Origin of the sequence: Xanthomonas sacchari, assembly GCF_024266585.1 — a bacterium.
In the GTDB taxonomy this organism is placed as follows: Bacteria; Pseudomonadota; Gammaproteobacteria; order Xanthomonadales; family Xanthomonadaceae; genus Xanthomonas_A; species Xanthomonas_A sacchari_C.
Map to the genome: position 1 here is coordinate 2766976 of NZ_CP100647.1, position 12435 is coordinate 2779410.

Annotated in this window: 12 protein-coding genes; all 12 read left to right on the top strand. The window is 68.0% G+C overall.

All coding sequences use genetic code 11. The features are described 5' to 3' along the window. Nucleotides 1-310: 310 nt before the first annotated feature. The 12 genes from NKJ47_RS11470 to NKJ47_RS11525 all read left to right on the top strand — a co-directional run bounded on the left by NKJ47_RS11470 (nt 311) and on the right by NKJ47_RS11525 (nt 12435). Nucleotides 311-1498 (top strand): flagellin, encoded by a 1188-nt coding sequence (locus NKJ47_RS11470; protein WP_254458035.1) that lies wholly within the window; start codon nt 311-313, stop codon nt 1496-1498. An 830-nt stretch (nt 1499-2328) separates the two neighbouring features. Next, the gene (locus NKJ47_RS11475) at nt 2329-3516 is read left to right on the top strand and encodes a flagellin (protein ID WP_254458035.1); all 1188 of its coding nucleotides are present in this window, start codon (nt 2329-2331) and stop codon (nt 3514-3516) included. 198 nt (nt 3517-3714) lie between these two features. After that, a complete protein-coding gene (fliD, locus tag NKJ47_RS11480; protein ID WP_254458036.1) occupies nt 3715-5037 on the top strand; it encodes a flagellar filament capping protein FliD in 1323 nt (440 codons plus the stop codon). Nucleotides 5038-5186: 149 nt separating this feature from the next. Then, complete coding sequence (gene fliS, locus NKJ47_RS11485; RefSeq protein WP_254458037.1) at nt 5187-5606, top strand: flagellar export chaperone FliS; 420 nt, start codon at nt 5187-5189, stop codon at nt 5604-5606. Then, nucleotides 5603-5902, top strand: a complete 300-nt coding sequence (locus tag NKJ47_RS11490) for a hypothetical protein (protein WP_254458038.1) — start codon at nt 5603-5605, stop codon at nt 5900-5902. Before fliS ends, NKJ47_RS11490 begins: the two co-directional genes overlap by 4 nt. Next, complete coding sequence (locus NKJ47_RS11495; RefSeq protein WP_254458039.1) at nt 5899-6477, top strand: PilZ domain-containing protein; 579 nt, start codon at nt 5899-5901, stop codon at nt 6475-6477. The genes NKJ47_RS11490 and NKJ47_RS11495 overlap by 4 nt, the downstream gene beginning before the upstream one ends. Nucleotides 6478-6568: 91 nt before the next feature. Beyond that, the gene (locus tag NKJ47_RS11500; RefSeq protein WP_017908534.1) at nt 6569-7201 is read left to right on the top strand and encodes a response regulator; all 633 of its coding nucleotides are present in this window, start codon (nt 6569-6571) and stop codon (nt 7199-7201) included. A 268-nt stretch (nt 7202-7469) separates the two neighbouring features. Further along, on the top strand, nt 7470-8873 hold the full coding sequence (rpoN, locus tag NKJ47_RS11505; protein ID WP_254458040.1) for an RNA polymerase factor sigma-54: 1404 nt from the start codon (nt 7470-7472) through the stop codon (nt 8871-8873). Between the two features lie 15 nt (nt 8874-8888). Next, nucleotides 8889-9272 carry a response regulator gene (locus NKJ47_RS11510; protein WP_010341669.1) on the top strand — a complete coding sequence of 128 codons (384 nt, stop codon included), beginning with the start codon at nt 8889-8891 and terminating at the stop codon, nt 9270-9272. After that, entirely contained in the window at nt 9269-10756 is a 1488-nt protein-coding gene (locus NKJ47_RS11515; RefSeq protein ID WP_254458041.1) for a sigma-54 dependent transcriptional regulator, read from the top strand. The genes NKJ47_RS11510 and NKJ47_RS11515 overlap by 4 nt, the downstream gene beginning before the upstream one ends. A gap of 276 nt (nt 10757-11032) precedes the next feature. Beyond that, nucleotides 11033-12214, top strand: coding sequence for a DegT/DnrJ/EryC1/StrS family aminotransferase (locus tag NKJ47_RS11520; RefSeq protein WP_254458042.1), 1182 nt, complete (start codon nt 11033-11035; stop codon nt 12212-12214). Further along, nucleotides 12211-12435, top strand: coding sequence for an acyl carrier protein (locus NKJ47_RS11525; protein ID WP_254458043.1), 225 nt, complete (start codon nt 12211-12213; stop codon nt 12433-12435). Before NKJ47_RS11520 ends, NKJ47_RS11525 begins: the two co-directional genes overlap by 4 nt.

Below are 12435 nucleotides of genomic sequence, written 5' to 3' on the forward strand. Positions count from 1 at the left end.
AAAGGCCCGGAGCGCGGCGACGCCTCCGGGCCTTTTCCGTTATACAAAAGACCGCCATCGCCGCTGGATAAGTAGACAACGCGCAGGCAGCCCTAAAGTTTGCCGAAGTGCGGCCGAGAAAGGCTCTCCGCGGTGTTCCAGGTGTTTTGCGCATCGCCGGAACGGCAAATTTTCTGCAGTAAATCGCTAAAGGTTGCGCGCCTGTCGCCGTTACTTATATCACCAGCCGCACTGGCCAAATTGATGGCCCCCTGCGGAGACTCCAGGCACCAACCGGTTGCCGGACAAATCGCTTAGAGGAGATATCAAAATGGCACAGGTAATCAATACCAACGTAATGTCGCTGAACGCTCAGCGCAACCTCAACACCACCAGCGCCAGCCTGGCGACGACGATCCAGCGTCTGTCTTCGGGCCTGCGCATCAACAGCGCCAAGGACGACGCCGCCGGTCTGGCGATCTCCGAGCGCTTCACCACCCAGATCCGTGGTCTGGACGTGGCCTCGCGCAACGCCAACGACGGCATCTCGCTGGCGCAGACCGCCGAAGGCGCGATGGTCGAAATCGGCAACAACCTGCAGCGTATCCGCGAACTGGCAGTGCAGTCGGCCAACGCCACCAACTCCAGCACCGACCGCGGCGCGCTGAACTCGGAAGTCAAGCAGCTGGCCTCGGAAATCGACCGCGTCTCCAGCCAGACCAACTTCAACGGCACCAAGCTGCTGGACGGCTCGTTCTCCGGCGCCCTGTTCCAGGTCGGCGCCGACGCTGGCCAGACCATCGGCATCAACAGCATCGTCAACGCCAGCGCCGCCTCGCTGGGCAAGGCCGGCTTCGCCGCCACCCAGACCGGCTCGGCCGCCCTGGCCTCCGGTACCGCCACCGCCAGCGGCAGCTTCTCCGGCATGGTCGTCAACGGCGTCACCATCGCCTCGGTCTCGGTGGCCGTCGGCGACGTCGGCAGCGACATCTCCAAGAAGATCGCCTCGGCGATCAACGACAAGCTGGCCCAGACCGGCGTGTACGCCTCGGTCGACAGCACCAGCGGTGCGCTGAAGCTGGAATCGGTCAAGGGCGGCCAGGACTTCTCCTTCACCGCGGGCAGCGCCACCGGTGCCACCGGCGTCACCTTCAGCAACGCCGGCATCGCCGCCAGCGCCGCTGCCACCGCCGGCACCACCAACTACCTGGCCGACGTGGACATCTCCACCTTCCAGGGCGCGCAGAAGGCGCTGAGCATCATCGACAACGCGCTGACCTCGGTGAACTCCTCGCGCGCCGACATGGGTGCGATCCAGAACCGCTTCACCTCCACCATCGCCAACCTGAGCTCCACCTCGGAGAACCTGTCGGCCTCGCGCAGCCGCATCCGCGACACCGACTACGCCAAGGAAACCGCCGAGCTGACCCGTACGCAGATCCTGCAGCAGGCCGGCACCGCGATGCTGGCCCAGGCCAAGCAGGCCCCGCAGAGCGTGCTGAGCCTGCTCCAGGGCTAAGCGTCGCCAGCCGCATCGCACCACCGAGGCCCCTCCGCAAGGAGGGGCCTTTTTTGTTCCCTGTTCCCGCCACGGGCCGTCGCATCTCGGAGGAAGCGCCATCTCCGCGCGTTGCCGGTCCTCGACGCCGAAGGTAAGCGCTGCCCTGCCTGGTAGGGCGGCGGCCAGCAGACAGCGTGGCCATGCTATTCGCGGTGATCCCCGTGCATGCGACCCGTTATGAGGGATCAACGGGAGACGGCCAATGCCACCGACCGCCGGCGCTGTCGCGCGACGCGTGACCAATGGACTGGATGACGGTCAGCAGTTGGCGATGACAGCGGCCGCATTCCAAGATCGCCTGTAAAGCGTCGTCAACGCCGTGCACGACCTGAAAGCACGCCGGCATTGCCCACATCGCTGGACGACCGACACTCCTTCTACTTCATCGCCAAGGATGGCGGGAAGGCGATCGGAGAGGGAGAGGGAGAGATGGCCAAGCCGTCGCGTCGCGATGCGCTGCGTACCGGCAGGTCAAGCGTTCGCGTCGTCGACGCGACACACCATCGAGAGCATCGAGCACATCACTCCCTGCACGATTCGGGCCGCCCTTTCTTCGACTTGGGCAAGACGCCTAAAGTTTGACGAAGCGCGGCCGAAACAAGCCTTTCGCCGCGTTTCTGGTGTCACGCAAATCGCCGAAACGCCAAATTTTCGGCAGCAAATCCCTAAAGGTTGCGCACCGACTGCCGTTACTTATACCAGCAGCGGCACTGGCCAATTGATGGCCCCCTGCGGAGGCTCCAGGCACCAACGGGTTGCCGGACAAATCGCTTAGAGGAGATATCAAAATGGCACAGGTAATCAATACCAACGTAATGTCGCTGAACGCTCAGCGCAACCTCAACACCACCAGCGCCAGCCTGGCGACGACGATCCAGCGTCTGTCTTCGGGCCTGCGCATCAACAGCGCCAAGGACGACGCCGCCGGTCTGGCGATCTCCGAGCGCTTCACCACCCAGATCCGTGGTCTGGACGTGGCCTCGCGCAACGCCAACGACGGCATCTCGCTGGCGCAGACCGCCGAAGGCGCGATGGTCGAAATCGGCAACAACCTGCAGCGTATCCGCGAACTGGCGGTGCAGTCGGCCAACGCCACCAACTCCAGCACCGACCGCGGCGCGCTGAACTCGGAAGTCAAGCAGCTGGCCTCGGAAATCGACCGCGTCTCCAGCCAGACCAACTTCAACGGCACCAAGCTGCTGGACGGCTCCTTCTCCGGCGCCCTGTTCCAGGTCGGTGCCGATGCCGGCCAGACCATCGGCATCAACAGCATCGTCAACGCCAGCGCCGCCTCGCTGGGCAAGGCCGGCTTCGCCGCCACCCAGACCGGCTCGGCCGCCCTGGCCTCCGGTACCGCCACCGCCAGCGGCAGCTTCTCCGGCATGGTCGTCAACGGCGTCACCATCGCCTCGGTCTCGGTGGCCGTCGGCGACGTCGGCAGCGACATCTCCAAGAAGATCGCCTCGGCGATCAACGACAAGCTGGCCCAGACCGGCGTGTACGCCTCGGTCGACAGCACCAGCGGTGCGCTGAAGCTGGAATCGGTCAAGGGCGGCCAGGACTTCTCCTTCACCGCGGGCAGCGCCACCGGTGCCACCGGCGTCACCTTCAGCAACGCCGGCATCGCCGCCAGCGCCGCTGCCACCGCCGGCACCACCAACTACCTGGCCGACGTGGACATCTCCACCTTCCAGGGCGCGCAGAAGGCGCTGAGCATCATCGACAACGCGCTGACCTCGGTGAACTCCTCGCGCGCCGACATGGGTGCGATCCAGAACCGCTTCACTTCCACCATCGCCAACCTGAGCTCCACCTCGGAGAACCTGTCGGCCTCGCGCAGCCGCATCCGCGACACCGACTACGCCAAGGAAACCGCCGAGCTGACCCGCACGCAGATCCTGCAGCAGGCCGGTACCGCGATGCTGGCCCAGGCCAAGCAGGCGCCGCAGAGCGTGCTGAGCCTGCTCCAGGGCTAAGCGCGACACGCCGCACCGCACTACCGGGCCCCTCCGCAAGGAGGGGCTTTTTTTTGACGCACGCGGAAGCGGCACAGGATTTGCATCGCACTTTGGGCCGCAACAATGCGCGGGCGGCGCTCAAGAAGCGACCCCGCGCGCCGATACTCCCCTCAGCCGCTGGCGCGTCGCGCGCCCGCCCCTTCAAGGAACGCGATCATGTCCACCACGTCGATCGGCTCAGGCCTGGACATCCCCTCCTTCGTCGCCAAACTGGTGTCGAAGGAACGTCAGCCGCAGGAAGACCGGATCAACCGCGACGGCACCGCCTCCAGTGCGCAGCTATCGTCCTTGAGCACGATCAAGAGCGCGCTGTCCAATCTGCAGACGGCGATGAGTACCGTCTCCGACAGCGCCGACAAGGGCGCCTACAAGGCGAGCATCGACGACGGCGCAGGCTATACCGCCACGGTCACCTCCAGCGCCAGCGCCGGCAGGTACGGCATCGAGGTGGTGAAGCTGGCGCAGGCGCAGAAACTGACCTCGTCGGCCTACGCCAGTGGCGCGGTCGTCGGCGGCGGCACCCTGACCATCGCCTACGGCAGCACCACGCTCAACGTCAACGTCGATGCCGGCAGCAAGCTCAGCGACGTGGCCGCTTTCATCAACAAGGCCGCCAACGGCGCCGGCCTGACCGCCAGCGTGGTCACCGCCGACGATGGCGACCATCTGGTGCTCAACGCGGTCGACACCGGCAGCAAGGGCGCCCTGACCATCACCACCTCCGGTGGCGACGGCGGCCTGGCCAATCTCACCTACCCGCCCGGCAACAACGGCGGCCTGACCCAGACCGTCGCCGCCGCCGACGCGGTGGTGAAGGTGGACGGCTTCCAGCGCACCTCCAGCAGCAACACCATCGCCGACCTGGTGCCCGGCGTGGCGCTCAATCTCACCAAGGCCATTTCCGGTACCACCTTCAATCTCAACATCACCCCCGACAACAGCCCGCTGAAGGCCAATCTGACCGCCCTGGTCAGCGCCTACAACTCCGCCAACAGCGTGCTCAAGTCGTCCAGCGCCTACGACGCCACCAACAAGAAGGCCTCGCCGATGACCGGTGATGCGATGGTGCGCGGTCTGCAGCAGTCGCTGCGCCGGCTGGTCAGCGACAACGTGAGCGGCCTGATGGCACTCGGCGTGACCATCGACAAGGATGGGGTGATGAGCCTGGACAGCAGCAAGTTCGACACCGCCGTGGCCACCGATCCGTCGGCGGCCAAGACCATGCTCGGCAGCGCCGGCAGCTTCGGTGCCGGGATGAGCACGCTGCTGAAGAGCAACCTGGACAGCACCAGCGGCACGCTGACCCAACGGACCGACGCGCTCAACAAGCACATCTCCGACCTGACCGACCAGCTCAGCGATCTGGATGCGCGCATGCAGACACTGACCGACCAGTACACCGCGCGCTTCACCGCGATGGAGACGCTGGTGACGCAGATGCAGACCACGAGCGACAACTTGACCAAGCAATTCAGCTGACGCGCGTCTGGTCGCGGCTCAAGTCGAACCGCGTCGCGGCCGATATGAAGAGTATCGACAGTCATTGTGGATCTGCGGCAACCACCGCCCGGCGTCGCCGCCAACCGGTACGGCACCAGGCCCCGCCAGTCCACCCGAGGGAGTTTTCCATGTACGGTTCCAGCCGCCAGTACGCTGAGCAATATCGCAAGATGGGCATTTCCACCAGCGTTACCGATGCCGATCCGCACAAGCTGGTCGCCATGCTGTTCGCCGGTGCCTGCCAGCGGATCCGCCAGGCCCAGGCCTGCCTCGCGCAGGGCGACCAGGCGCGCAAGGGCAAGGCGATCGGCGAGGCCTGCGCCATCGTCGGCCATCTCAACGGCTCGCTCGACCACGAGGCCGGCGGCGAGATCGCCGGCAACCTGTCGGCGCTCTATGACTACGTGATGCACCGGCTGACCGAAGCCAACCTGCACAACGACGACGCCGCGCTGACCGAAGCGCTGGAACTGCTCAGCGAGATCGACGCGGCCTGGGCCGCCATTCCCGCGCAGCAGCGCGAACTGGCCACGGCGAGCGCATCGTGAGCATCCAGCTCGCCGACCTGCACAACGACCTGCACGAGCTGCGCGAGATTCTGCGTGGCGACGATTATGCCCTGGCCCAGGCGATGGTCGCCGACCATGCGCGGCGCCTGCAGACGTATCTGCAACAGGACGGCGCCGACCGTTCGCGCGAGGCGCTGAAGCCGCTGCTCGCCCTGCAGCAGGCGGTGACCGCGCAGATGCGCATGGAGCGCGATCATGCCGCGGCCTGGCTGCGCGCCAGCCGCCAGTCCAGCCACGCCGCGCGGATCTATTCGCAGGCCGGACTGCTGGGATGAACGCCGGCTCCGACGGCGCCGCGCAGCATCCCGCAGACGCCGAACTGTTCCACGACACGCTCAGTTGCGAGCTGGCGCTGCCGGCGGACTTCCGCCTGGGCAACGGCGCCGGCCGGCTCGCCGCCGGCGAGGCGCTGCTGCGCAGCCTGGCGCAGATCGAGGATCTGCGCGGCGAGGACGGCGGCGACGACCGCAGCGAGGCGACCGCGCAGACGCAGCGGATGGAGGCCAAGCTCGACCTGATGCTGGTGCTGCTGGGCCGGCTGGCCCGCCAGCACGAGGATGCCCTGCCGTTGCGGCCGCTGCGCTGGTCGCGCCGGGGCGTGCGGCTGGAGCTGGGCGCCCGCTCGGGCGCCACGCCCGGCGCGGCCGGCCTGCTGCGCCTGCAGCCCTCGGACTGGCTGCCGGACCACCTGGAACTGCCGGTCCGGGTGCTGGCCGAGGCCACCACCGCCGGCGTGGTGCAACTTTGGCTACGGTTCGAGACACAGCCGCCGGGCCTGGAAGAGGCCCTGGAACGTCACCTGTTCCGGCTGCACCGCCGGCAGATCGCCGACAGCCGGCGGGCGCGCTGAACCGGCCCGGCAGCGGCGGCCGCCGCGTCAAGGTGTTGGCGGCGGCGGGCGGCTCGGCTAATGTGCGGATCTGAATAGAAGGACCTGCACTGTGCGAGTCATCATCGTCGACGATCACACCCTGGTACGCGCCGGCCTGAGCCGGCTGCTGCAGACGTTTGCCGACGTCGACGTGGTCGCCGAGGCCAGCAATGCGCAGCAGGCGGTGGACCTGGCCACCCTGCACCGCCCCGATCTGGTGCTGATGGACCTGTCCCTGCCCGGGCGCAGCGGCCTGGACGCGCTCACCGACGTGCTGCACAGCTCGCCCAAGACCCGGGTGGTGATGATGTCCATGCACGACGACCCGGTGCATGTGCGCGACGCGCTGGACCGCGGCGCCACCGGCTTCGTGGTCAAGGATGCCGCCCCGCTGGAGCTGGAACTGGCGCTGCGCGCGGCCAGCGCCAACCAGGTGTTCCTGAGCCCGCAGATCTCCTCCAAGATGATCGCGCCCATGCTCGGCCGCGAGCGCCCGGTGGGCATCGCCGCCCTGTCGCCGCGGCAGCGCGAGATCCTGCGCCAGATCGGCCGCGGCCAGAGCAACAAGGAAATCGCCTCGGACCTGGGCATCAGCGTCAAGACCGTGGAGACCCACCGCGCGCGGATGATGGAATCGCTGGGCTGCCGCCGCGCCAACGATCTGGTCCTGTTGGCCGCACGCCACCAGGGCGAGCTGAGCTGAACTGGGGACGGCATCCCGACACCCAGCATTGGCATAGCGCTTGCCTTAATCGGTCAGCAGGCGTGTCGACCCCGCCGAACCCCCGTCGTATCAGGCGTTGCGCCGTCGACTGTCCGTCGCCCAGGACCTTCATGTCGGGAAATTCCTGACACCATGTCGGGAATTTGACTACCCTCCTCAGGAACCCCCCGATTCTGTTACCGTCGGGCGACAAGCACTATGCGTTCCACGGGCGCCAGAGGGTTGGCGCCGAACCGAGGAAGTCCGCATGAAGCCGACCGTTTCCGCCCAACTGGGCCAGCAACTGCATCTGACCCCGCAACTGCTGCAGTCGATCCGGCTGCTGCAGCTCGACGGCATGCAACTGGAGCTGGAAATCCGTCGCGCGCTGGAGACCAATCCACTGCTCGAGCTGGAAGAACCCGAGGGCGTGATCGAGCCGGTGGTGAAGCACGAGGACGCGGCGCTGGACACGGCGGCATTCGACGAACTGCCCGAATCCTCGATGTGGGACATCCCGGCGGCCGGCTGGAACGACGGCGAAGACGACCGCCTGCAGCGCATCGCCGCGGGCGAGTCCACCGATCCGCACCTGCGCGTGCTGCAGCGGCTGGCCCTGGAACTGCCGGCCCCCGAACTGGAAGCGGCGGCGTTCTGGCTGGAACACTGCGACGACGCCGGTTACCTGGACGGCGCGCTGGACACCCTGCAACAGCTGGCCAGCGCCCGTCTGGGCCTGTCCGTTGCGCAGGCCGAAGCGGTCCGCCAGCGCCTGCTGCACGGCGACCCGGGCGGTCTCGGCGCCTGCGACCTGCGCGAGTGCCTGCAGGCACAGCTGAGCGACCTGCCCGGCCGCGTGCCCGGCCGCCACCTGGCCGCCCGCATCCTCGCCGGCGACCTCACCCTGCTCGCCAGCCACGACTACGCCCTGCTCGGGCGCCAGCTCGATGCCGAGGCCGACGACGTGCGCGAGGCGGTGCGGCTGATCCTGTCGCTGCAGCCGCGCCCCGGCGACAGCCTGCAGCCGCAGGACCTGGGCCATGTGCTGCCGGACGTGGTCGCCTGGCACGCCGATGGCACCTGGCGGGTGGCGCTGAACCCGGCCACCACCCACCGCGTCACCGTCAATCCGATGCACGAGCGCGCCCTGGCCGAGGCCGGCGACGCCGCGCAGCCGCTGCGCGAAATGTTGCAGGAAGCGCGCTGGCTGACCCGCGGCCTGTCGATGCGCTACGAAACCCTGCTGCGCACCACCCGCACCATCGTCGAGCGCCAGGCCGCCTTCCTGGTCAGGGGCGAGGAAGCGATGGCGCCGCTGACCCTGAAGGAAGTGGCCGACGCGATCGGCATGCACGAGTCCACGGTCTCGCGCATCACCACCGGCAAGTACCTGCAGACCCCGCGCGGCACCTTCGAGCTGAAACACTTCTTCGCCGTGCGCCTGGAAGGCGCCACAGTGTCCGGGCAGGCGGTGCGCGCCATGGTCCGGCGCCTGATCGAATCCGAACCGGCCGGACGGCCGCTGGCCGACGAGGCCATCGCCGGGCTGCTGTCGCGACAGGGCGTGAACGTGGCAAGGCGCACTGTCGCCAAGTATCGTGAACAATTGGACATCGCTCCCGCACGCGAACGCCGCCGCGGCAGCAAACCGCTGCTGGCCCGTGCGGGCTAAGGAAAAACGACGCATATGAACAAACTGTCCGTACTTCTGGTCGACGACCACGAAGGTTTCATCAACGCCGCCATGCGCCACTTCCGCAAGCTCGACTGGATGGAAGTGATCGGCAGCGCCGCCAACGGCCTGGAAGCCATCGAGCGCTCCGAGTCGCTGCGCCCGCAGGTGGTGCTGATGGACCTGGCGATGCCCGAGATGGGCGGCCTGCAGGCCACGCGCCTGATCAAAACCCAGGACCAGGCGCCCTATATCGTGATCGCCAGCCATTTCGACGATGCCGAGCACCGCGAGCACGCCATGCGCGCCGGCGCCGACAACTTCGTCAGCAAGCTGTCCTACATCCAGGAAGTGATGCCGATCCTGGAGGGGCTGCGGACCGAAGGAGTGCCGGCATGAGCGAATCGCGGATCCTGGTGATCGATGACGACGCGGTGCGCGCCGAGCGGACCGTGAGCCTGCTCGAATTCATGGACCTCAACCCGCGCTGGGTCACCGACGTCGCCGACGTGCAGCCCGGCCGTCACCGGCAGACCGAGTGGATGGCGATCCTGGTCGGCGGACTCGACGATCAGGACCAGGCCGATGCCTTCTTCGGCTGGGTGGCGCGCAGTTCGCTGCCGCCGCCGGTGCTGCTGCTCAACGGCGACGCGCAGGCGTTCGCGCAACGCCACGGCCTGCACGAAGCCAACGTGTGGCAGTTGGAGGCGCCGCTGCGCCACGCCCAGCTGGAAACGCTGCTGCGCCGCGCCAGCCTCAAGCGGCTGGACGCCGAGCACCAGGCCGGCGCCGCGCAGGACAACGGCCCGACCGGCACCAGCGCGGCGGTGACCCGCCTGCGCCGGCTGATCGATCAGGTCGCCGCATTCGACACCACCGTGCTGGTGCTGGGCGAGTCCGGCACCGGCAAGGAAGTGGTGGCGCGGGCGATCCACCAGCAGTCGCCGCGCCGCGACGGTCCGTTCGTGGCGATCAACTGCGGCGCGATCCCGCCGGATCTGCTGGAGAGCGAACTGTTCGGCCACGAGAAGGGCTCGTTCACCGGCGCGCTGAGCGCGCGCAAGGGCCGTTTCGAGATGGCCGAGGGCGGCACCCTGCTGCTCGACGAGATCGGCGACATGAGCCTGCCGATGCAGGTCAAGCTGTTGCGGGTGCTGCAGGAACGCAGCTTCGAGCGGGTCGGCGGCAACGTCACCATCCGCTGCAACGTGCGGGTGATCGCCGCCACCCACCGCAACCTGGAAGAACGCATCGCCGGCAACCAGTTCCGCGAGGACCTGTTCTACCGGCTCAACGTGTTCCCGATCGAGATGCCGGCGCTGCGCGAACGCAGCGACGACCTGCCGTCGCTGGTGCACACCATCGCCGCACAGCTGGCGCGCACCGGGCGCGGCGAAGTGCGCTTCTCCGAGGAGGCGTTGCAGGCGCTGCGCAGCTACGAGTGGCCGGGCAACGTGCGCGAGCTGACCAACCTGGTCGAGCGCCTGGCGGTGCTGCATCCGGGCGCCCTGGTGCGGGTACAGGACCTGCCGGCCCGCTACCGCGGCGACTTCGCCTCGTCCATCGACGTGTCGGCGCCGCCGGCGCCGATCGCGGCCGATCCGCGGCGGGTGCCCAACGTGGTGGACCTGCATGTCGGCGGCAAGCCGGGCGGCGCGGACGCGGAGACGCCAGCGCCGGCCGCGGCGACGCTGCCGGAAAGCGGCCTGGACCTGCGCGGGCACATGGCCAACATCGAGCTGGCGCTGATCAACGAGGCGCTGGAGCGCACCCAGGGCGTGGTCGCGCATGCGGCGCAGCTGCTGGGCCTGCGGCGCACCACCCTGGTCGAGAAACTGCGCAAGTACGGCATCGACCGCGACCAGACCGAACTGGCGAGCTGAGCCGACGCACGGCGCCGGGTGCGGTCGCACCCGGCGGCACGGTGTGCCGCTGGACGTCATCTCCTTCCCTCCTTTTGCCTTGCCTGCCGGAACCACGCGGGCGCTGCCGCGCTGCGCGCATTCGCGGCGACGACGGCCACGCCTCGCCGACAGCGCCTGCCGTTCGGCCACGCCGACAGTGGACAGCGCGTTTGGCATGTGGCTTGCTTCACGTTTCCACAGCACCGGGCGGGGCGTTCCGCACCGGGGACTTCCACCCGTCGCCAGGCAGGTTCCATGGCCATCCCCGTCACCAGTCCGCTGCTGCCGCCCCTGGAGGCGTTCGTCCCCTACCTGGAACAGATCTGGCGCAGCCGCATCCTGACCAACGGCGGCGACATGCACCGTGCGCTGGAGAAGGCGCTGGCCGAGTACCTGGGGGTCAACCACCTGGCGCTGCTGACCAACGGCACCCTGGCGCTGCTGACCGCGCTGCAGGCGCTGCGCATCACCGGCGAGGTGATCACCACGCCGTACTCGTTCGTCGCCACCGCGCACTCGCTGCTGTGGCGCGGGATCAAGCCGGTGTTCGTGGACATCGATCCGCAGACCATGAACCTGGATCCGCTCAAGATCGAGGCGGCGATCACCCCGCACACCACCGCGATCATGCCGGTGCACTGCTACGGCACGCCCTGCGACAGCGCCGCGATCGAGCGCATCGCCGACACCTACAACCTCAAGGTCATCTACGACGCCGCGCATGCGTTCGGGGTCAAGGACGCCGGCGGCTCGATCCTGCGCCATGGCGACCTCAGCGTGCTCAGCTTCCACGCCACCAAGGTGTTCAACACCTTCGAGGGCGGCGCCATCGTCTGCCCGGACGCCAAGACCTACCAGCGCATCAGCCGGCTGAAGAACTTCGGCTTCGTCGACGAGACCACGGTGGTCGCCACCGGCATCAACGGCAAGATGAGCGAGATCAACGCCGCCTTCGGCCTGCTGCAACTGCAGCACATCGATGCCGCGCTGGCGCAGCGCGGGGCGATCGACGCGCAGTACCGGCAGCGCCTGGCGCAGGTGCCGGGCATCCGCTGCCTGGCGCCGCGGGCGCCGGCGCTGTCCAACTACGCCTCGTTCCCGATCCTGGTCGAGGACGCCTTCCCGCTGGCCCGCGACGAACTGCACCGGCTGCTGCGCAGCCACGACATCCTGGTGCGCCGCTATTTCTACCCGTTGATCAGCGACTTCCCGATGTACCGCGGCCTGCCCTCGTCCGCCCCGGCGGGCCTGCCGGTGGCGCGGCAGATGGCCGAACGCGTGCTGTGCCTGCCGATCTTTCCCGGACTGTCCGCCGAACAGGTGGACGCCATCGTCGACCTGATCGCCGCGGCGGGCGGCGTCATGCCCATGTCCGATTCCCGTCGCACCCTCGTCCCTCCCTCCTCCTTCGCCCAACCCGTGGAACCAGCAGCATGAGCCAAGAGACGTTTATCGAAAATTTCCTGTCGGCCACCGATTTCCAGAATCCGGTCGCGGTGACCATGGACACGGTGCTGCGCGAACTGCCCGAATGGGATTCGCTGGCCGCGCTGGGCGTGATCGTGATGTTCGACTCGGAGTACGGCAAGACCATCACCGGCGAGCACCTGGCCGCCGTGATCACCCTCGGCGATCTCTACCAGCTGACCGAGGCATAG